This is a genomic window from Maribacter aestuarii, assembly GCF_027474845.2.
In the GTDB taxonomy this organism is placed as follows: domain Bacteria; phylum Bacteroidota; class Bacteroidia; order Flavobacteriales; family Flavobacteriaceae; genus Maribacter; species Maribacter aestuarii.
Map to the genome: position 1 here is coordinate 3020167 of NZ_CP107031.2, position 22308 is coordinate 3042474.

Sequence of the window (22308 nt, forward strand, 5' to 3'; positions counted from 1 at the left end):
CGCTTAATCGTTGGTCAATACCCACTCTCCCTTAGTAATAAGAGGTTCTGCTTGTTTGTATTTGACCGTCTTGCTTTCACCGGACATTACATTTTTGATGGTAACTCGCTCGTTTCTACCAATTTTTGGCTGTTCCCTAACTATGGTCTCGGTCACAGACGGACGCTGTCCTTGTGTTTGACCGGCCGCCCTGTTCCGTGCAGCAAGTTCGTCACTGTTCGGAATTTCTTCCTTGGAGGTTTGCAGGTTCTCCTTTCTACGTTTTTCATTCCGTGCCTCTTGGATTTCATTTGAATTCCCAGAGGGTAGTTCCCCTTTAAAAAGAAAGGATACGATTTCCTTGTTCACCTTCTCTATCATACCCTTAAAAAGTTCAAAGGCCTCAAACTTGTAAATAAGTAATGGGTCTTTTTGCTCATGCACTGCCAATTGAACGGACTGTTTAAGCTCATCCATTTTTCTCAAATGGGTCTTCCATGAGTCGTCTATGATGGCAAGGGAAATATTCTTTTCAAAATCGGTTACCAATTGCTTACCGTCACTGTCATAGGCCTCCTGTAGATTGGTCACCACATTAAGACTTTTTATACCGTCCGTAAACGGTACCACAATGCGTTCAAACTTATTGGCTTTGTCCTCGTAAACTTGTTTAATGACAGGAAAAGCAGTTGCTGCATTCCGCTCCATTTTTTCTTTGTAATGCTCATAACCGGCTTTGTAAACTCTTCCGGTAATCTCTTGAGCACTCAATTTTCCAAACTCTTCCTCGGTCACGGGGGAGGTCATGGAAAAGTATTTGATCAGTTCAAACTCAAAGTTCTTATAGTCGTTTGCGCCTTTATTGCTTTCTACGATTACTTCGCAGGTATCGTAGACCATATTTGCAATATCCACTTTAAGACGCTCTCCTTGGAGGGCATGACGTCTTCGCTTGTAGACTACTTCCCGTTGAGCATTCATGACATCATCATATTCCAGTAGACGCTTTCTAACCCCAAAGTTGTTCTCTTCTACTTTTTTCTGGGCACGCTCAATAGATTTGGTCATCATACTATGCTGAATAACCTCACCTTCTTCAAGCCCCATTTTATCCATCATCTTGGCAACACGATCGGATCCGAACAAACGCATCAGGTTGTCTTCCAAGGAAACATAGAATTGTGAACTTCCCGGGTCTCCCTGACGTCCCGAACGACCTCTTAATTGCCTATCCACACGACGGGAATCGTGACGCTCCGTACCTACAATGGCTAGACCACCGGCTTTCTTTACCTCTTCCGTTAATTTAATATCCGTACCACGACCGGCCATGTTAGTGGCAATGGTCACCACACCTGGTTTTCCAGCTTCCGCAACTACATCCGCTTCTTTCTTATGTAACTTAGCATTTAACACGTTGTGCGGTACTTTACGTATGTTCAACATACGGGATAGCAACTCAGAAATCTCCACCGATGTCGTACCGATAAGTACAGGTCTTCCAGATTGGCTCAATTTGGTCACCTCATCAATGATGGCGTTGTACTTTTCCCTCTTGGTCTTATAAATTAAATCGTTGCGATCATCACGGGCAATGGGTCTGTTGGTCGGGATTTCCATCACGTCCAACTTATAAATTTCCCAAAACTCTCCAGCTTCTGTAATGGCGGTACCTGTCATACCCGCCAATTTGCTGTACATCCTAAAGTAGTTCTGTAACGTAACGGTAGCGAAAGTTTGGGTTAAAGCTTCAATTTTTACGTTCTCCTTGGCTTCTATAGCTTGGTGAAGACCATCTGAGTAGCGACGCCCGTCCATGATACGGCCGGTTTGCTCATCTACGATCATCACCTTGTTGTCCATTACCACATATTCCACATCTTTTTCAAAAAGTGTATACGCCTTTAATAATTGACTCATGGTATGAATACGCTCACTCTTTACCGTAAAGTCCTTGAACAATTCTTCTTTAAGCTCAGCTTCTTTCTCAATTTCAAGGTTCTGCTCTTCTATTTTGGCGATTTCGCCACCTATGTCTGGCATTACGAAGAAATCCCTGTTCTGTTCTCCTGAGATATAATCAACGCCTTTATCGGTCAATTCTATCTGGTTATTTTTTTCATCGATTACGAATAACAAATCCTCATCCACTTTGGGCATTTCCCGATTGTTATCCTGCATGTAATAATTCTCTGTTTTTTGAAGTAGCTGTTTTACACCTTCTTCACTCAAGAACTTGATCAATGCCTTATTCTTTGGAAGTCCCCTAAAAACACGTAGCAATAGAAAACCGCCTTCTTTGGTATCACCCTCCGCAATAAGTTTTTTGGCTTCTGCCAAAACCCCAGTAAGGTGTTGCCGTTGTTTTTGGACAATCTCGTTCACCTTTGGCTTTAGCTCGTTGAACTCATGACGATCTCCCTCAGGAACTGGACCTGAGATAATTAGTGGTGTACGGGCATCGTCCACCAATACGGAATCCACCTCATCCACTATGGCGTAATTATGGGGACGCTGTACTAAGTCTTTTGGCGTGTGCGCCATATTGTCCCTTAGGTAATCAAAACCAAATTCATTATTGGTGCCATAGGTGATATCGGCATTATAGGCCGCTCTTCTACCGTCCGAGTTTGGTCTGTGATGGTCTATACAATCTACAGAAAGTCCGTGAAACTCAAAAATAGGGGCCATCCAGGCACTATCCCTTTTAGCAAGGTAATCGTTCACCGTAACCAAGTGAGCACCGTTCCCCGTTAATGCATTAAGATATAGGGGTAGGGTAGCGACCAAAGTTTTTCCCTCACCGGTTTGCATCTCTGCAATTTTTCCTTGGTGAAGTGCAATACCTCCAATGAGCTGCACATCGTAATGCACCATATCCCAAGTAACTTCCTTTCCGGCGGCATCCCATGAATTTCTCCATATCGCATTGTCACCATCCAGAATAACGTAATCCTTATCTCCAGAAAGTTTACGGTCATATTCCGATGCCGTAACCGTAATGCTCTCGTTATTTACAAAACGCTTGGCAGTTTCTTTTACTACTGCAAAAGCCTCTGGGAGCAAAGTGTTTAAGGTTTCTTCCGATATTTTGTAGGACTCTTCCTTTAGCTTATCTATCTCAGCATAAATGTCCTCGTTCTTGTCGATGTTGGTAGATTCCTCGACTTCTTTTTCCAGGGCCGTTATTTGATCTGTAATGTCCTTGTACGAATCTTGAATAGTCTGTTTAAAATCGATGGTTTTTTGCCGAATTTCATCATGACTCAATTTTTCCAGCTCGGCTTCAAAGGATTTTATTTGGTCTACTAAAGGCTGAAGTTCTTTTACGTCTTTTTTGGATTTATCACCCACAAAGGCCTTTAGGATTGAATTTATAAAACTCATAGGTATTTTCTATTACAATTGAAAAATCTGGGACTTGTTTTCCCAGCCAATTTTCAATAAATTATTTGACATCGGTAAATAAAACCGACGACCTCTATTGAACAAAAGGTATTCCAGACTTTAATTTAGAGCAGAAATCGTCAATAGACTGCCAAAATTACATAAAAAAAAAGCCTCCAAGGAGACTTTTTAGTAGTAATTATGATATCATATATTAATATTCATCCTCGTTCCAGAGGTAGTCTTCTTCCGTAGGATAGTCAGGCCAAATTTCTTCGATAGACTCATAAATTTCGCCTCCTTCTTCCTCCATGGACTGTAGGTTCTCTACAACCTCCAAAGGCGCACCGGTTCTAATTGAGTAGTCGATTAACTCATCCTTACTTGCCGGCCAAGGTGCATCACTTAAATAAGATGCCAGTTCTAATGTCCAATACATGGTAATAGTGTGATTTTAAATTTTTGCAAAAGTAATTTTTAAATGTAAACAGCCAAGATATTTTGCAATTATTTCGACCTAATTATAAACATAATTTTTACATTGATAATTTGATAACGAAGAATTTACGGATTTATTAGTTCTTTTTCTCCGGAATCCATTTCACCTCCGCTACCTGTAGTTCTTTCGACAATTTTCGTGCCAACATGAAGAGATAATCAGAGAGTCTATTCAGATAGGATAAAACCAACTCATCAAAAGGTTCCGCTTCGTAAAGCAACGTCGCCATACGTTCTGCACGTCTGCAGACGGTACGGGCAATATGACAGTATGACACGGTGGTATGGCCTCCAGGTAGTATGAAATGAGTCATTTGTGGTAAATCACCATCCATACTATCGATGGCGTTTTCTAAAATTTCAATATCCCCTATACTTATTCTAGGTATATTCAACCGCTCGCGTCCATCCTTAAGCAAAGCTTTTTCAGGATCTGTGGCTAAAATAGCCCCTACGGTAAATAATTTTTCTTGAACCTGTATTAACTCATTTTTACTACTTTCCGAAATATTTTGATCACGGATTAGCCCCAACCAAGAATTCAATTCGTCAACCGTACCGTAACTTTCTATACGGATATGGTGCTTAGGAACTCGGGTACCCCCAAAAAGAGCGGTAGTACCCTTATCTCCTGTTTTGGTATATATTTTCATAATTAAAGTTCAAGTCCAAGCTCAAATACAAGTACCAAGCTCAGAAAAAGGTATGAATTGTAATTGGTAGTTGTGGATTTGATTTCGCCTATTTCTTATCTTCTTTTCTCTTGTAATCTGACATAAACTTACGCGACCTCCGCTCCTTAGACCGACCTCTATTTCTAAAGACTATCCATAAGTATAAAACAGCTAAAATTCCAAAAACTATGTAAATAGTATTATTCATAACATAATTATGCGTTATCTAAAATTAGTAGTTTATATCCGTATTCTAAAATGTTCCTTCGCTTGCTCTTTCCTAAAAAAAACAATCCCGCAATAAAAGAGGTCTACTGTTATCCTTACCTGTTCCATCTTTTTTATACCCTTCCAATTCTCCACGTTTTCTTTAGAATTGTAAATGCCCTTGATTAAAAGCATGCTATTGTTATGAATTTGATCTTTGGCCACATTTTTGAAATGGGCACTACTTTCATCGGCATAAATCATGTCAAATGGCATTTGGGTAAATGAGATGCCATTACATAACGTACTTATCTGATTTTTAAGAGTGTCGGAATCATTTACCAGTCCGATGTTCTTATAATCAAAATAAGTAATGCTTTTGAAGAGTACTTCTTCGGTAACCGGAAGTTTTCTTTCTGTCCTCTGATACAAACATTTGGTGACAAAATCATAAATAAAAGGGGAATGTACCCCATGTTGATTAGTGGCCGAAAACAGGAATTTGATATACCGAATAAAGCGAAACACAGTAGCAATTCAATTTCCGCCAAAAGTACTAATATCGAACAGTACTATTTATTATATCGAAACAGTTTTTTAAAGGGTGACATGCCCAAGGTCTCTCATCGAAACTGCAGAGTGAATAAACAATTATTATATGATGGATAAAAGGTATTGAAGAGGCGCTAAAAAAATGATGTAAGTTTGAAATGGATAGCCCTAAACCTGCCTTTCGGCAGGTAGGGTCCACCCGAGGGGATAATATTTTAATTATGCCATTTTGGCCTTGTTTCTTTTCGTAGTAAAGGATAATGCCTTTTTAACTCTGGAGTTTTTAAACTTGTACAATCTTGCAACCTCCGTTTTGGTGTCCAAATTAAGTTCGTAAGCAGTTTCGTTAACGATGGTCATTTCAACAGTCTCCACTTTAACATCAGTAATATTGTTCTGAGCCTGGGCTGCAGTTCCGATAAAAAAGATAAAGAAGATAGTTGCTATTGTTTTCATGACTTGCTTTGGTTACACTATTATAACGGTAGCAAGGGTACTTTTGGGGGTGGTGTTTCGCTGAAAACCCTATATTTTTCGGTGTCTTACAAATGAAGGGATGAAGTGTAGAAATCAATCGATGAACTGCAATCACCTTCCAAACAGCTTATCGAAAAAAGATGCGGATAAACGGTAGAATATGTGTCTTGAAAAGTTACATGCGCAGTATTTAATCTTCCATTTGGGCAGAAAGCTCAAACCAGCGCTCGGTTTTTTCATCAATAGTGTTGGACAAGTCACCCAATTCAATAGAGAGCGCGGCAATTTCTTCTCCCGATAACGAGGTGTCCGTAAATTTTTCTTGTAGCTCCACTTTCTTACGCTCCAATTTTTGGATTTCGCGCTCCAGCTGTTTGTATTCTTTTTGCTCTAGATAGGATAATTTGGGAGAGTCATCCGTTTTTTTCCATTCGTTCTTTTCATTTTTGGACGTTTGCGTCTGTACTTTTTCCTCCCGTTGCTCAATTACTTTACTATCCTCGTAAGCCCTATAATCGGAATAGTTACCTGGGAAATCTTCAATGACACCATCACCCCTGAAGACAAAAAGGTGATCTACGATTTTATCCATGAAATAACGATCATGCGATACGACCAAAAGGCAGCCTTGAAAATCTAAAAGAAAACTTTCTAAGACGTTTAGCGTAACAATATCCAAATCATTAGTAGGTTCATCCAAAATCAAGAAATTCGGATTCTGAATGAGCACGGTACAGAGGTAAAGTCGTTTACGTTCGCCGCCACTTAACTTGTCTACAAAATCATATTGTTTTTTACGGTCAAAAAGAAAACGCTCCAGTAATTGCTGTGCCGAAATCTGTTTTCCTTTCATTAAGGGAATATAGTCTCCAAACTCACGGATCACATCAATGACTTTCTGTCCTTCTTTTATATTAATGCCTTTTTGGGTGTAATAGCCAAATTTAATGGTCTCCCCAACAATGACTTTTCCGCTATCCGGCTGGTCACGACCGGAAAGGATATTCAAAAAGGTGGATTTTCCAGTTCCGTTCTTGCCAATGATACCTATGCGCTCCCCTCGGGTGAAATTGTAGTCAAACTTGTCCAGGATTGGCTTGTTGGGATAGGATTTGGAAACTTTTACGAACTCTAGGATTTTACTCCCCATCCGCTCCATATTCAACTCCAATTGTACCTGATGTTCTTTTCTCCGTTGGCTTGCTTTCTCTTTTATGGAATTAAAATCATCTATTCTAGATTTGGATTTTGTGGTTCTTGCCTTGGGTTGACGACGCATCCAGGTCAATTCTTTCTTAAATAGCAGTTCCGTTTTATGCTGTTCTACCGATTCTTGCTCAATCCTTGCCTCCTTCTTTTCCAAATAGTAGGTGTAGTTTCCTTTGTAAGGATACAATACCCCATTGTCCAGTTCTAAAATTTCGTTACAGACTCGTTCTAGAAAATAACGGTCATGCGTTACCATAAAAAGCGTCAGGTTTTCCTTGGCAAAGTATTCTTCCAGCCACTCTATCATTTCTAAATCCAAATGGTTGGTAGGTTCGTCCAATACCAACAAGTCCGGCCTATTGATGAGTGCGTTGGCTAGAGCTAGCCGTTTTTTTTGCCCACCGGAAAGTTTACCGACCTTGGCATTGAGGTCCTCCAGTTTTAATTTAAAAAGTATCTGTTTGTACTGCGTTTCAAAATCCCAAGCCTCAAAACGGTCCATGGCCTCAAAGGCTTTTTGGTAAGCATCGGCATCTTCAGGATTTTCCAAGGCCTTTTCATAATTGGAAATTACCTGCAATACCTCATTGTCCGAGGCAAAAATGGTTTCCTCCACCGTCAAATCAGGATTCATAACCGGTTCTTGTGCCAGAAAGGAAACCCGAGTGCTCTTGCGGTAGTTTACCTGACCGGTGTCCGGGCTATCTGCTCCGGAGAGAATATTCAGTATAGAGGTTTTTCCACTTCCGTTTTTGGCGATCAGGGCTATTTTCTGGTCTTTATTGATGCCAAAAGAAAGATTTTCAAAAAGCACCAATTCTCCATAAGACTTGGAAATATTTTCAACGGTCAATAAATTCATTCTTCTGTAAGTTCATTTGCAAGTATCAAGTTCAAATTCAATACTTTTTTAATAATAAAGGGCTAGAGAGTTTTTCTAAAGTGATATACTAAAAACAGATACCTTATGGCCAATGCAATCAAAATAAAAACCATTAAGATTGAAAATACTTGAATTTTAAGCAGCCATAGTATAACAACCAAAATCAATAAAACAAACAATAGCAATATATAGGTCCTAACCCATAAAGCAAGCTGTTTTTTTGATAAATAAAAAGCTATTATGATATTCGGTGCGAAAGCCCACAAAATATTAAAATTCATTTTCGTAGCATTATGGTCCGTTAAAAACCATAAAAACAAAATGAGCAGGCCCGCCAGGCCCGTCACTGAAGCAAGCAAAACATCCAACCATCGTGTTCTACTATTTTTTGTAAAATCTTTATAAGTGATGAAAAGCACGAAAAACATAAAGAGCCCCAACCAAAATACAGGGGTTAGAAAAAATAATGTTTGATCTTTTCTTGGTGGTATATCCAATAAAACCGATTCACTTTGGACTATCGGTTTTCCATTGAGAGAAGTATGTTTCATTTGCTCGTATACATAAAGTGGCAGGAACAAATGCTCGTAAGGGGTGGCCTTTCTATCTATTATAGAACCAAGGGCCAAATCGATACCAAAATTGGACCAGGAGTTAACCTCTAAATTTTGATGGATGAGTTGCCGGAAGGTATATCGGTTCTCCAAATAGGAATAGTCAAATTGCAATGCGGAACCTAAAGATTCTTCAAAGACTTGAGGAATTTTGGTGGCGCAATTTTCAAAAAGGAAATCATATTTATAAAATCTGTTCTGTGGCAGTAGATTGGTTTCTAGAAAGGAAATAATTTCCTTTTTCTGCTCCAAGTTCACATCCAGCATTTGTTCTTTTATCCAACGTTGTTCGGCAATGTAACTTCGTTCAAAATAAATATATGGGTAGCGAGAAATGGTATAGTCCAACTTGCCACGAACAAAATTCAAATAGAAATTAGGATCTTCAAAATTATAGGTGCCGTATCCGTAAACCTGATCGATACCCAACGTAGGGTCTTGTATGCGAATGGCGCTATGCCCAAACTTTGCCGCTAAATCTTCACCTGTCCCTACTGTAAGCAAGCTGAGTTTGGAAACCGGGGACAGATCAGGGCCTTGGGAAAAGGCCAAGGTAAATTGTAAAAGCAAGAGAATTAGAAAGAGACTATTCTTTATCATGGTTCCGAGTACACTATCGGAGAACAAAGATGCGAATAATAAGAGATTTAACCGATAACCAAATGAATTGTATTATTTTTAGGATACATTTAAATAAGCCAACCATGCGCAAACATATACCCAATTTCATTACCCTTTTAAACCTTTTTAGTGGTTGTGTTGCAACGGTCTATGCGGTATTGAATCAGTTGGAAATGGCTGCGCTATTTGTGGCATTGGGAATTTTCTTTGATTTTTTCGACGGACTTGCAGCGCGGATGCTCAACGTAAAAAGTGATTTAGGTCTGCAATTGGATTCCCTTGCCGATATGGTGACCAGTGGTTTGGTTCCTGGGATAGTGATGTTTCAATTGTTGGCCATGTCACAAACCGGAGGATGGGGTCTGGAAACGGGATCACTTTTGCATCCAAATGGCTTTGGGGCTGATTCCTTGATTCCCTTCACAGGTTTTATAATCACATTGGCCTCAGCCTACCGCCTGGCAAAATTTAACTTGGACGAAAATCAAGTCTCCTCTTTTATCGGTTTGCCTACTCCGGCTAACGCACTATTGATTCTCTCTTTACCACTCATTTTATTTTATCACAGCAATAGCATTTTGAACGAGTTTATTTTGAATCAATGGTTTTTGATAGGATTGACCTTATTAAGTGCATTTCTGCTCAATTGTAACTTGCCCTTATTCGCCCTTAAATTTAAAAATTGGAGTTTTAAGGATAACGCGTTACGTTATATATTCCTGATTATTTCCTTGGTGCTTTTGGTCACCATGCAATTTCTTGCAATACCTTTCATTATTCTTTTCTACGTGTTGAGTTCTTTGGGAAGTCAATTAACCACAGCTAAAGAATAGGGAAATTTGAAAACTATGGTTTCTCCATCTATAAGCATCACTAACTCCCGCCTAGAAGATATTGACGAAATCTTTCGTTTGTACGGCATCGCATCGGAATATCAAAAAACCAAGAAAACGGTAGTGGTTTGGCCAAAATTTAAAAGGGAACTTGTGGAAACAGAAATTTGGGAAAAGCGTCAGTTTAAGTTGTTGCTTGGTGGTGCTGTGGCCTGCGTTTGGGCCATCACGTTTAGCGATGAGCAGATTTGGGAAGAACGCAATGCTGATTCGGCAATATACATCCATCGCATCGCCACGAATCCAGATTTTAGAGGAAAGAACTTTGTGAGTAAGATTGTGGCTTGGGCAAAAGCGTATGCCGAGGAGAAGGAAATAAGATTTATACGGCTAGATACTTTAGGAAACAACTCTAAACTTATTCAACACTATACGAATTCAGGATTTGATTTTTTGGGTATGTTCAATCTAAAAAATACGGATACCTTACCCGAGCATTATAAGGAAGCCCCGGTATGCTTATTTCAAATTGATACAAAGGCTTAGGAGATGACACCTAGAATAATTCGTTTAGAAGAAAAGAAACTTATTGGTCAAAAGATGAAGATGAGTTTGGTGAATAATCTGACTGCAATTCTATGGAGTAATTTTATGCCTAGAAGGAAGGAAATCCAAAACAGGATAGGCTCGGATTTTATTTCTATGCAAATCTATCCGCAATCGTATCATACCATTTTTAATCCTAAACGTGAATTTCAAAAATGGGCCGCTGTTGAGGTGTCTAATTTTGCTGCCGTGCCTGGAAATATGGAAACCTTCACCTTATTAGGTGGGACATATGCAGTTTTTGATTATAAAGGTTCTAGTGCTGACCCAACTATTTTTCAATATATTTATGACCAGTGGCTACCTTCTTCAACATATGAATTGGATGACCGTCCCCATTTTGAAGTTTTAGGCAAGAAATACAAGAACGATGACCCTAATTCTGAAGAAGAAATTTGGATTCCCATAAAACAAGTATGAGCGAAAATCAAAAAGCACCATGGTATTATCTCTTTTTACTCATTTTGGCAGGCGAGAGTGTTTTTATACTTCCCTTTGTACTCGCCAGAGTCTTCAGGCCAACGGTGCTAGAAGTTTTTGGACTGGACAACGTGCAGTTAGGCTTTTGTTTCTCGGTATACGGTATCGTGGCTTTGGTATCCTATCTTTTTGGCGGTCCCTTAGCGGATAAATTCCCCCCAAGAAAACTGATAGCGGTAGCGCTATGGATGACAGCTTTGGGTGGTTTGGTATATGCTACTTTCCCGAGCTATTTAGTTCTAAAAGTGCTATATGGTTATTGGGGTTTTACTACCATATTTTTATTCTGGGCGGCCATGATAAAGGCGACCAGGGTTTGGGGAGGTGAAAGCTCACAAGGCAAGGCGTTCGGTTTTTTGGATGGAGGTCGTGGTTTGGTAGGTGCTTTGTTCGGCGCAATGGGTGTGCTTATTTTTTCCATTTTTATCACTGCTGAAATCGCCGAAGCTACAATCGCGGAAAGTCGGGAGGCGTTCCGCTATGTCATTCTTATTTCTTCCGCAATAGTGGTCTTGGTCGGTATTTTTGTATGGTCATTTATGCGGTTGGATAAAACAGTAGAGGAATCCATTATTTTAGATAGAATCACGGTTTCACAACTTAGGGAAGTACTGCGGCTACCCGCTGTTGGATTATTGATGGTAATAATACTCTGTGCTTACGTAGGCTATAAAATAACCGATGTTTTTTCCCTTTATGCCCAGGACGTCATGTTGTACGATCAGGTAAAATCCGCCCAAGTGGGTACGTTCTTGTTATTTATTAGACCGGTAATTGGGGTAGGAATCGGAATTTTGGCGGACCGTTCTCAAACGACCTATTGGTTGGTGGTAAGTTTTACAATTTCATTTTTTGGGGCATTACTTTTTGCAACGGGCATCATTTCATCATCTGCAACCGCACTATTCTTCCTTTCAATTTTAGTGGTAGCAACGGGCGTATATGCAGCACGATCGCTCTATTTTGCGGTTATGGAACGCGGACGAATCCCTCTCGTGCTCACAGGAACGGCAGTTGGTCTTATTTCTCTCGTTGGGTATACGCCAGATATTTTTGCTGGTCCTGCCATGGGATATTTGTTAGAGAATTCTCCTGGGGCGGTTGGACACCAGCATGTATTTTGGATGTTGGCCGTATTTTCCTTTATCGGGGGTATAGCGGCTTGGTTTTACTTCCGTTTGTATCGCAAAAAAGCATAATCGATTTGAGCAAAAACCTTCATCTTCTATTATCGGGCTTCATAGTTATTTTGGCAGGATTAGTATATGGCGGCTATCCTTCGTATTTAATGCCTTTGATTTTTGACTTTGAAGCGAACGCCTTGGAGTTGAAAAATATTCTAAGGGCGGTAATGGGCATATATATCGGAATTGGTGTTTTTTGGTTGATAGGGGCAACAAAGCAGGATTTTTGGAAAGCCGCTACGCTTTGTAATATCCTTTTTATGGGAGGAATCGCATTTGGACGAATGGTGAGTACCGTTTTTGACGGGATATTATCCTTGTTTACCCCAGCTTTGATATTAGAGCTTTTGTTTTTTGCTTGGGGATTGTACAATCTAAAAAAGTACAATTGATATTATTTGGCTCAAAATAAAACCTTACGTAATTTATCGTCGTAAATAGAATAAACCTAAACACAGAAATCATGAAGAGACTTGGCGCATTATTTTCCTTAGTTGCAATAGCCCATATTTCCATGTCGCACGAATTGTTCCTAAAAACGGACTCACATTTTTTACAGCCAAACGCGGCCTCCCAGCTTTATCTGTTCAACGGTACTTTCGATACCAGTGAAAATGAAATCACTCGGGATCGTATCGTGAATGCCAAAATTGTAGGGCCTAATTTTCTTTTTGAACCTAGCGAAAAACATTACACGGATAAGGATAAGGTTACTTATTTAAACATAAATACCGGGGGTACTGGTACGTACGTTGCCGGAATCTCCACACTTCCCAGAGTACTTGAAATGGATGCAAAGGCGTTTAACGAATATTTAGATCATGAAGGTTTAGAAACCACAATTGCGGACAGAAAAGCAATGAAACTAATGGATAAAGGTGCAAAAGAAAGATATTCTAAACACGTGAAGGCACTATTACAAGTAGGAGACGTAAGGTCAATAGATTTTATGAAGCCTTTAAATTATCCAATAGAATTCGTGCCTTTGAACAATCCATATGAAATTAAATTAGGGGATGCAGTTGCTTTTAAATTACTCCGTGATGGAAAGCCCTTGGCCAATCACATTGTACATTACAGTACTAGTATGCCAGGACAGGATGCACATGACAGTGAAAATTCTACGCAAACCAATGAAAATGGGTTCTTAAGCATTAGGCCAACGGCGAAAGGGAAATGGTATATAGCGACAATACATATGGAAAAAAAATCTGGCGACACGGTAGACTATGAATCTAATTGGGCTACATTAACATTTGAAATTAAATAATCGTTAGCCTTTTTTTAGAAGTTTTAGTCCAAGCCATGCAAATTGTATTTTTATGGCATGGGAAAACAAAACAGTCAGTTATTTGAAGCTGTCAAGCTTCAAATAGAACAATTGGATACAAGCACGATAGCCGACAGTCGATTACCTGTCCTTCAAGCATTAATTGAATTTATTCAAGAAAAACGGGATGCTAAGAAGATCATAAATTTAAACTTTATTTGTACCCACAATTCCAGAAGAAGTCATTTGTCCCAAATTTGGGCTCAAACCTTGGCGTTTCATTTTGGTATTAAGGGGGTCAATTGTTATTCCGGCGGCACTGAGGCTACCGCCGTATTTCCCACGGTGAAAGAAATTTTGACAACAACAGGTTTTGAGATTACGAACTTATCGGTAGGAGACAATCCTGTTTATAGCATCAAATATGCGCCCAATATCCATCCCAGCATTGGTTTTTCAAAAACTTATGACCATTCTTTTAATCCTTCCGGAAATTTCGCTGCAGTAATGACTTGCTCCCATGCTGACGAAAATTGTCCTTTTATTACAGGTGCTGAAAAAAGAATACCCTTCACATTTGATGATCCTAAGGCATTTGATGGTACTCCCTCTCAGATAAAAAAATATGAAGAACGGAGTTTAGAAATTGCCACTCAGTTGTACTATGTTTTTTCGAGGATAAGATGATTGGGCCAATTCAAGGAACTCATATTTTAGGATTAACTATTTAGGCCAGCATTAAGCTGCGGCTTGAATTAATTATTTTAATTCCTCATTAGTCTGATTTGAGTTGGTTTATATCAAAGAATGCTTTTTGTCCGATAGTAGATTGAACGGTAGAATTATTAAAGTTACTTATACTTAAAGGTCTAAGGCTCGCTGTTTGGTTTTCGAGTTGTAGTTCTTATCTTTAGTAAGGTTTGCGTATTTTACCTGAAGACTGATTATATGGAAGGACATTGTTTTTTTAAGAAATCGTTATTTTTTCTCTTGGTAACTATTGTTTGCTACTCTACATCTGTGGATGCCCAGAACATGAGTGTAGAGAATAAGGTAAAACCAGCGTTTAAGGATTATTTCGGTTTGCCCAGAGCCTCAGTATTTCTTCATTTGAACAAGAGTGCTTATGTGAAAGGTGAAGAGATTTGGTTCAAGGGCTATCTATATAATCGCTTGAAAGGCATCCCCTTTAAGGAGCCTTTGAACCTTTATGTCGGTGTCTATGATTCCAATGGTAATCAAATTAAAAAGGAGCTTTTCATCAGTGAAAACGGAATTTCCCAGGGACAGATCATAATAGACTCAACTTTCACCGGTGGACTTTATTATTTAAAGGCAACAACCAGTTGGATGCGAAACTTCAAGGAGGACGATTCCTATGTGCAACAGTTCAAGGTTATAGAAGGGGCTGAATCCGTTGTGGAAAATGGTAAAGGTGATATTGACGTTCAGTTCTTGCCAGAAGGGGGGCATTTGGTAGCTGGGGTCCAAGGCACCGTTGGTGTCAAAGTTCTGAATGAATTGGGGTACGGTATCAATGGCATGGAGGGACATGTAAAAAACAAATTTGGTGATAGCATTGCCAGTTTTACAACAAATCGTTTTGGTCTTGCCAAGTTTGATTTACTTCCGAAGAGAAATATGCGCTACACGGCATATATAAAAAATGGGAACGGCAATGAAGAAAGAATTCTACTTCCTAGTACGAAGGAAAAGGGTATAGGAATGTTAATCAAAAGAATTTCTTCTAGTCGTATTATGATATTATTGGGTACAAATCCGGTGACGAGGAGCGAAATTGGTAATAAATCTTATTCCCTGCTGATACATAGGGACGGACTCCTAAAAAATATGGAAGTAAATTTTCCGCCAAAAGAACATTATGTTTCTTATATTTTGGATAACAGCGAGTTACACAAGGGAATGAATATTGTAACCTTGATCGATAATAGGGGCAATCCCGTTGCAGAACGGTTAGTTTTTAATTCTAATGGTTTTGAAAATGGTAAATTAAGCAGTTCCTTAAAAATTTTAGAAAAGGACTCCGTTCAATTTACTCTTTTCAACAACAAAAATTCGGATAGTCTGCAATTTCTAAGCGCTTCGATTTTGCCATTGGGCACACAAGCTTATCAGCACAAAAAGAATATTTTAAGTGCCTTTTCATTGAGTCCCTATGTACGTGGATTTATTGAGCATCCTTCTTATTATTTCACGGAAACTTCAACAGAAAAGGAAAATGCTTTGGACCTACTTTTACTGACCCAAGGATGGTCTCGCTTTGATTGGAAAAACATATTTGATAATCCTCCGGTAAAGACCTATGATTTTAAGACGGGGGTAGATTTATATGGCAAGCTAAATTTTAAGTTACCTAAAAATCATGAATTAATACTGTATCCTGGAGATATCATGGAGCCTAAGAAGATTGATATTAAACACGCACAGGATTATTTTAAATTGGACAATTATTATTTTGAGAAGGGCACCGAGCTCAAAATGACGGTGGTAGATGCCAATGGAAGGTTGTCCAGACCAAATCTCTATATGAGGATAAACGATGGTGTTTCTGCTGATAAGGTTTATGAAACTCGTAGGGAAAATCATAGAATAGATATTATTGGAGGAATCGGGAGGTATAGTTTAAAGGATTTTATTCTGCCAAAAAATACGATTGAGTTAGAAGAGGTAATTGTGACAGAAAAGAAAGAAAAGAGACGTTTTACGAGCCCCATAATTGATGAAAGCAGATTGACTCTGGTCACTAAGGAAACTGTTGGTAATTATCCACAATTGCTTGATTTGATACGATCCAGCGGTTTTAATATATGGGAAATGCCCAATACTGGATATGATAGAATTAGGATTACTTCCAAAAGGCCTTCCAGGTTTTCCCTTACACCTCCATCGCCACGCTTGTATGTAAACGATATTCCTTATGCAGATTTTAACATTTTACAAGATTTTCCTACTGAAAGTATTGTAAGTTATTTCATAGATAGGTCAGGAAACGGTGAGCCTGGAGCTGCTGGTGGCGTAATTCGGGTCTATACTGGAGAAAGAGGGGAATCTGGAATAGGTTCCTATAGCGATGCCACCCCGGACCCCAATTTTTTCACCTATACTTTAAAAAGCGGTTTTACCCCCATTAAGGAGTTCTATGTTCCCAAATACAGAAGTTATTCAGACGAAGCTTTTATCAATTTCGGAACGATTCATTGGGAACCTAATATGGTAATAGATAACCGTAAGGCTGCTATTGTTTTTGATGCTAAGGGTTGGACTGAATTTGAAATATTTATTGAGGGCATGGGCAACGATGGCACCTTATTTTCAACAAGGAAAACAATACGGTTGGACTCCAGTCAGTAAGAATGTCGCTCAAAAAAGCTTAAAAAAGGGTAAACACCTAAACAGATGAAATGAGAAGATTTTGGTTTTTAAAGAAAATGTTTATCCTCCTCTTCGCGAGTACCCTTTGTTCAGGAATTTACGTGTATTCCCAGAACGTAAGTGTGAAACAAAAGATAAAACCTGCGTTCGAAGATTATTTCGGTTTGCCAAGAACCTCCGTATTCATGCACTTAAATAAAAGTGTATATGTAAAAGGTGAAGAAATTTGGTTTAAAGGTTATCTGTACAATCGATCGAAGGGTACTCCATTTAATGAACCTACGAACCTCTATGTAGGTGTATATGATTCCAGTGGCAATCAGATTAAAAAGGAGCTCTTCATCAGTCAAAGCGGAATTTTCCAAGGACAAATCATGGTGGATTCAACATTTAATCCAGGGCTCTATTTTATAAGAGCCGCTACTAGTTGGATGCGAAACTTCAAAGAGGACGATTCCTATGTGCAACAGTTCAAAGTTATAGAAGGGGCTGAATCCGTTGTGGAAAGTGGCAAGGGCGACCTTGACGTTCAGTTCTTACCGGAAGGGGGACATTTGATAGACGGTGTCCCGGCAACTGTTGGGGTAAAGGTGCTAGATCAATCAGGTAAAGGGATTCAAGGTTTCAAAGGTTATTTAGTGAAAGTTTCGGGGGATACGGTCGCTAGTTTTAAGACCAACAAATTTGGTCTAGCTAAGTTTAATTTTTTACCGAAAAAGGAAGAAAACTATCAATCTAGTTTAATTGATGATGCGGGCAATAAAGTACGCTTTCTGCTACCGGAAATAGAGGATAGGGGAATAGGGATGATTATCAAAAAGCTTACCGGTAACAGAATACTTATTTCCTTAGGTACGAATGACTTAACCAGAAATGAAATTGGGAATAAACCATTTTCACTATTATTTCATAGGGATGGGCTACTTAAACATAGGGATATAACTTTTCCGCCAGATGAGTCATTTGTATCTTATATTTTGCATGCTAAGGACTTGCATCCGAGGATGAATATAGTAACCTTGGTCAATGATGAGGGCAACCCTGTTACGGAGCGGCTGGTCTTTAATTCCAACGGCTTTGAAAAAGATGTTCTTAGTACGACCTTAAAAATGGTACAAGAGGACTCCGTTCAACTAACACTTTTTAAAAAGCAAAAATCTGATAGTTTACAGTTTCTAAGTGTTTCCATTCTACCCTTGGGTACGCTAGCATACCAGCACAAAAAGAATATTCTGAGCACATTTTTATTTAGCCCTTATGTAAAGGGATATATTGAACATCCTTCTTATTATTTCACTGAAATGTCAACTGAGAAGGAAAATGATTTGGATTTATTGCTGCTTACTCAGGGATGGTCCAGATATGATTGGAGCAATGTGTTCGCTGAGCCACCTTCTGAAAAGTATAGCTCTAGGTCAGGCGTGGAAATATATGGCAAGCTGAATTTTGAATTAGGAAGAAAGGAAAATCTATTGTTGTATGTTGGTGATAGGCCAGACCCTAAAATGATTGAAATTGACCAAGGGTCTGACGAGTTTGTTGTAAAGGACTATTATTTGGAAAAAGGTGATGAATTACAATTCACTACTTTCAATTCAAAAGGAAATCTGTCAAGACCAAATTTATATGTAAAGTTAGATAATGGACTGACGACCGATAAAATATATAATCCTAAAAGAGATAATTTCAAAATTATTACTTCTGAGAGTAGTGAACCGTATAATCTGGATAACTTTATATTGCCACCCAAAACTATAGCGTTGGACGAAGCAGTCATTGTTGAGGAGAAAAAGAAAGATAAATACATAACCAGCCCACTTGTCAGTGAACGTCGGATGACCAAAGTAACCGAACAGATAAAGAATATGTATCCGTCGGTAATAGATATTATTCGCTCAAATGGTTTCAGGGTTGTAATTACTCCCAACGTAGGCTATGATAGAATTCAAATTACCAGTAATAGAAATCGAACAAGTCCAGCATTATATATAGATGATTTTTATCAGCCTGACTTTAATATGTTAGAGGATATTTTTACCACGGAAATAAGCAGCTACTTTATTGATAGATCTGGAAATGCTGAACCTGGGGCCGGCGGTGGGGTTATAAGATTATATCGAAGGATTTGGAGCGATGAGGACAGTGTTTATGATAAAAAAGATTCTAAGTTTTTTAGACACACCGTTGTAAAAGGGTTTAGCGCGATTAAGGAATTTTATGTTCCTAATTACAGCAGTTTTACGGACGATACTTTTGTTAATTTTGGGACCGTTCATTGGGAACCCAATATTATCTTAGATAAAAATGGTAAGGCTAATTTTGATTTTGATAGTAAGGGACGGACTGAATTTGAAATATTTATTGAGGGTATGGGCAACGATGGCAGTTTGTTTTCAACAAGGAAAACAATACGGTTGAACTCCAGTCAGTAAAAGTGTTGCCTGAAAAAGATTAAAAATCCAATTTCTTCTTTCTCAGCTCAAAATTCTGCCCCAGATATACCTTTCGTACCATTTCGTCTGCTGCCAAATCCTCGGGAATACCGGATTTGAGGATACCCCCTTCGAACATCAAGTAGGAGCGTTCCGTTATGGCTAAGGTTTCCTGTACGTTATGATCGGTAATCAAAATACCAATATTTTTGTTCTTGAGTTGCGCAACGATACGTTGAATGTCCTCCACGGCCACCGGATCTACCCCTGCAAATGGTTCGTCTAACAATATAAATTTTGGGTCGGTCGCAAGAGCCCTGGCAATCTCCGTTCGCCTTCGTTCTCCACCGGAAAGTAAATCGCCCCTGTTCTTACGGATATGGCCAAGACCAAATTCCTCTATGAGCGATTCCATCTTCATGAGCTGCTCTTTCTTGCTCAATTTTGTTAATTGTAGCACGCTTAAAATATTCTTTTCAATGCTTAGCTTTCTAAAAACGGATGCTTCCTGTGCCAAGTACCCGATTCCGTTTTGAGCTCTTTTGTACATGGGAAAATTGGTGATTTCCATGTCATCAAGATAAATGTTTCCGCCATTGGGCTTAATTAACCCAACAATCATGTAGAACGAGGTGGTCTTACCGGCACCATTTGGCCCTAAAAGCCCTACAATCTCCCCTTGGTTCACTTCCAGAGAAATACCCTTCACCACGCGGCGACCGCGGTAGGATTTCATTATGTTCTCAGCACGTAGCTTCATCTTTTCAAATCTAACCTTATTTCAGTGGTCCAAAAAGGTTTTATAACTTATTTAACCTTCGTTAGTTTCCAATGCTTCCCAGTACTCGTAGGCCCGCCTTAAGTGTGGCACTACAATGGTACCCCCTACAAGAGTGGCAATGCCCAGGGTCTCCATAACCTCTTCCTTGGTTGCGCCTTCTTTATGCGAGCTCTCCAAATGATACTTTACACAATCATCGCAACGCAGTACCGCAGAGGCTACTAGACCAAGTAGTTCCTTGGTCTTTACATCCAATGCGCCGGGAGCGTAGGCATTGGTGTCTAGGTTGAAAATCCGTTTGATGAGCTTGTTATTGTCCGATAATAATTTATCGTTCATCCGAGAACGATAGGCGTTAAATTCCTCAACTGGGTTTGACATTCTTCTTGGCTTTTTTGGCTTCTCTTTTTGCTTCGCTTTTCAAAACACGCTTAGAGATAAATATACTCACTTGGTAAAGTATCAATACAGGAATCGCTACTATCACTTGACTAGCGACATCGGGAGGTGTAATTACCGCAGATAGTATTAAGACAATAACAAGAGCGATTTTACGGTATTTTTTCATGATTTCCGGGGTGACCAGACCGACCTTGGTCAAAAAGTAAATAATTATAGGAAGTTCAAAAAGTATTCCACAAGCTAGTACTGCAGACCTTACAGTTCCTATATAGGAATCTAAGTCAAACTCGTTTAGCACTATCTCACTGACCTGATACGTACCTAAAAAGTTGATGGATAATGGGGCAACAACGTAATATCCAAACAAGACGCCCATGAAGAACAGGATCGACGCTATTAAAATGAACCCACGGGAATGCTTCCTTTCGTTGGGATGTAGACCTGGACTGATGAATTTCCATAATTCCCATAGAACATAGGGAAAACCGACTATAATGCCAACCCAAATAGCGGTCCAGATATCTGCAGAGAACTGACCGGACATCATTCTACTTTGAATCGTGAAGGGTAATTTGTCCTTACAAAAGTCCGATTCTATATTAATATAAGTCGCTGCCTTGCAGAAAAATTCATACGTCGGAAAATTCATTCGTGAAGGACCAAAAATGATAACATCAAAAATAAAGCCGCTAAATACAAAGGCCACTATACCGATGATGACTACTGCCAGTACGGAGCGTATAAGATGCCATCGAAGTTCTTCCAAATGGTCAAGAAAAGACATTTCGTTGTGTGGTACGCTGGTTTTTTTAGCCATTATAAAATACCTTCGTTAATTAAGTTGTGTAGATGAATTACGCCAACATATTGGTCTTTGTCCATTGCCAATAATTGGGAAATTCCTTTTGCTTGCATCAATTCTAATGCGGTTATGGCAAGCGTATCCACCAAAATGGTTTTGGGATTGGATGTCATAATATCCTTTGCGGTTAGCCCCTTAATATTATCATGGTCGTTCAGCATACGTCTTATATCGCCGTCGGTAACGATCCCAACCACTTTCTCTCCATCCAGAACGGCAGTAACACCGAGCATCTTTTCCGAAATCTCTACAATAACCTTTTTCACTTCCGTCTGTAGTTGCACCTTCGGCACTTGGTTGTTCTGAACGATATCGGAAACCCTTAGGTATAACCTTTTTCCCAAAGCTCCACCCGGGTGGTATTTTGCAAAATCTGATTTGCTGAACCCTCTAAGCTCCAAAAGAACAATGGCAAGGGCATCTCCCATGACCAATTGGGCCGTAGTGCTCGTAGTTGGCGCCAAATCGTTAGGGCAAGCTTCTCTATCCACATAAGTGCTAATAATAAAATTTGCTTGTTTTGCCAGGAATGATTCTGCACTACCGGTCATGCCAATAAGCTTGTTCCTACCTCTTTTGATCAATGGAACGAGCATTTTTATCTCCGGAGTACTACCACTTTTGGAAATACAAATAACGACATCGTCTTCTTGAATGGTACCCAAGTCTCCATGAATGGCGTCTCCGGCGTGCATGAATATGGCAGGGGTTCCGGTAGAGTTCAGTGTTGCGACGATTTTTGCGGCGATTATGGCACTTTTCCCAATACCGGATATAACAACTCTTCCCTTTGATTTTAGGATACAGTTTACAGATTCCGCAAAATCGTTGTCCAAAAGACTTGCTAGGTGGCCAATGGCATCGCGTTCGGTTTCAATAGTTTTTTTAGCAAGATCAAGAATCGTGCTCGCAGCTGTCAATGTATTATTCAATTTATGGATTGTATTCCTAAAAGATTGTCTTA

Annotated in this window: 20 protein-coding genes; 9 read left to right on the forward strand and 11 right to left on the reverse strand. The window is 39.4% G+C overall.

Annotated elements, in window-relative coordinates; translation table 11 throughout:
- Nucleotides 1-3 precede the first annotated feature (3 nt).
- The 7 genes from secA to N8A89_RS13825 all read right to left on the reverse strand — a co-directional run bounded on the left by secA (nt 4) and on the right by N8A89_RS13825 (nt 9080).
- The gene (gene secA, locus N8A89_RS13795) at nt 4-3366 is read right to left on the reverse strand and encodes a preprotein translocase subunit SecA (RefSeq protein WP_289644474.1); all 3363 of its coding nucleotides are present in this window, start codon (nt 3364-3366) and stop codon (nt 4-6) included.
- Nucleotides 3367-3580: 214 nt separating this feature from the next.
- Nucleotides 3581-3805: a DUF2795 domain-containing protein gene (locus N8A89_RS13800; protein WP_027064442.1), complete on the reverse strand. Its 225-nt coding sequence runs from the start codon at nt 3803-3805 to the stop codon at nt 3581-3583.
- Between the two features lie 136 nt (nt 3806-3941).
- The gene (locus N8A89_RS13805) at nt 3942-4517 is read right to left on the reverse strand and encodes a cob(I)yrinic acid a,c-diamide adenosyltransferase (RefSeq protein ID WP_281542767.1); all 576 of its coding nucleotides are present in this window, start codon (nt 4515-4517) and stop codon (nt 3942-3944) included.
- Nucleotides 4518-4778: 261 nt separating this feature from the next.
- On the reverse strand, nt 4779-5177 hold the full coding sequence (locus N8A89_RS13810) for a hypothetical protein (protein ID WP_281542768.1): 399 nt from the start codon (nt 5175-5177) through the stop codon (nt 4779-4781).
- Between the two features lie 339 nt (nt 5178-5516).
- Nucleotides 5517-5753 (reverse strand): hypothetical protein, encoded by a 237-nt coding sequence (locus N8A89_RS13815; protein WP_281542769.1) that lies wholly within the window; start codon nt 5751-5753, stop codon nt 5517-5519.
- 211 nt (nt 5754-5964) lie between these two features.
- Nucleotides 5965-7845 (reverse strand): ABC-F family ATP-binding cassette domain-containing protein, encoded by a 1881-nt coding sequence (locus tag N8A89_RS13820; protein WP_289644475.1) that lies wholly within the window; start codon nt 7843-7845, stop codon nt 5965-5967.
- Nucleotides 7846-7907: 62 nt separating this feature from the next.
- Entirely contained in the window at nt 7908-9080 is a 1173-nt protein-coding gene (locus N8A89_RS13825; RefSeq protein ID WP_289644476.1) for a lipoprotein N-acyltransferase Lnb domain-containing protein, read from the reverse strand.
- A gap of 104 nt (nt 9081-9184) precedes the next feature.
- Here N8A89_RS13825 and N8A89_RS13830 point away from each other — a divergent pair, with 104 nt between their 5' ends.
- The 9 genes from N8A89_RS13830 to N8A89_RS13870 all read left to right on the forward strand — a co-directional run bounded on the left by N8A89_RS13830 (nt 9185) and on the right by N8A89_RS13870 (nt 19299).
- Nucleotides 9185-9934 carry a CDP-alcohol phosphatidyltransferase family protein gene (locus tag N8A89_RS13830; protein WP_281542771.1) on the forward strand — a complete coding sequence of 250 codons (750 nt, stop codon included), beginning with the start codon at nt 9185-9187 and terminating at the stop codon, nt 9932-9934.
- 15 nt (nt 9935-9949) lie between these two features.
- Nucleotides 9950-10480 (forward strand): GNAT family N-acetyltransferase, encoded by a 531-nt coding sequence (locus N8A89_RS13835; protein WP_281543285.1) that lies wholly within the window; start codon nt 9950-9952, stop codon nt 10478-10480.
- Nucleotides 10481-10483: 3 nt separating this feature from the next.
- Nucleotides 10484-10960, forward strand: coding sequence for a GyrI-like domain-containing protein (locus tag N8A89_RS13840; RefSeq protein WP_281542772.1), 477 nt, complete (start codon nt 10484-10486; stop codon nt 10958-10960).
- Nucleotides 10957-12219, forward strand: a complete 1263-nt coding sequence (locus N8A89_RS13845) for an MFS transporter (RefSeq protein ID WP_289644477.1) — start codon at nt 10957-10959, stop codon at nt 12217-12219. Before N8A89_RS13840 ends, N8A89_RS13845 begins: the two co-directional genes overlap by 4 nt.
- A gap of 5 nt (nt 12220-12224) precedes the next feature.
- On the forward strand, nt 12225-12596 hold the full coding sequence (locus N8A89_RS13850) for a DUF4345 domain-containing protein (RefSeq protein WP_281542773.1): 372 nt from the start codon (nt 12225-12227) through the stop codon (nt 12594-12596).
- A 71-nt stretch (nt 12597-12667) separates the two neighbouring features.
- Nucleotides 12668-13474 (forward strand): DUF4198 domain-containing protein, encoded by an 807-nt coding sequence (locus tag N8A89_RS13855; protein WP_289644478.1) that lies wholly within the window; start codon nt 12668-12670, stop codon nt 13472-13474.
- 57 nt (nt 13475-13531) lie between these two features.
- Complete coding sequence (locus tag N8A89_RS13860; RefSeq protein WP_281542775.1) at nt 13532-14161, forward strand: arsenate-mycothiol transferase ArsC; 630 nt, start codon at nt 13532-13534, stop codon at nt 14159-14161.
- A 261-nt stretch (nt 14162-14422) separates the two neighbouring features.
- On the forward strand, nt 14423-16846 hold the full coding sequence (locus N8A89_RS13865; RefSeq protein WP_289644479.1) for a hypothetical protein: 2424 nt from the start codon (nt 14423-14425) through the stop codon (nt 16844-16846).
- Nucleotides 16847-16896: 50 nt separating this feature from the next.
- Nucleotides 16897-19299, forward strand: a complete 2403-nt coding sequence (locus N8A89_RS13870) for a hypothetical protein (RefSeq protein WP_281542778.1) — start codon at nt 16897-16899, stop codon at nt 19297-19299.
- 19 nt (nt 19300-19318) lie between these two features.
- On the opposite strand, the gene lptB is transcribed toward N8A89_RS13870, so the two are convergent.
- From lptB to N8A89_RS13890, 4 genes are read right to left on the reverse strand one after another with little or no spacing between them, the layout of a single operon-like run.
- A complete protein-coding gene (lptB, locus tag N8A89_RS13875) occupies nt 19319-20059 on the reverse strand; it encodes an LPS export ABC transporter ATP-binding protein (RefSeq protein WP_281542779.1) in 741 nt (246 codons plus the stop codon).
- A gap of 51 nt (nt 20060-20110) precedes the next feature.
- Nucleotides 20111-20461: a carboxymuconolactone decarboxylase family protein gene (locus tag N8A89_RS13880; protein WP_289644480.1), complete on the reverse strand. Its 351-nt coding sequence runs from the start codon at nt 20459-20461 to the stop codon at nt 20111-20113.
- On the reverse strand, nt 20445-21299 hold the full coding sequence (gene tatC, locus N8A89_RS13885) for a twin-arginine translocase subunit TatC (protein WP_289644481.1): 855 nt from the start codon (nt 21297-21299) through the stop codon (nt 20445-20447). Before tatC ends, N8A89_RS13880 begins: the two co-directional genes overlap by 17 nt.
- Entirely contained in the window at nt 21299-22276 is a 978-nt protein-coding gene (locus N8A89_RS13890; RefSeq protein WP_430682006.1) for a KpsF/GutQ family sugar-phosphate isomerase, read from the reverse strand. Before N8A89_RS13890 ends, tatC begins: the two co-directional genes overlap by 1 nt.
- Nucleotides 22277-22308: the final 32 nt, after the last annotated feature.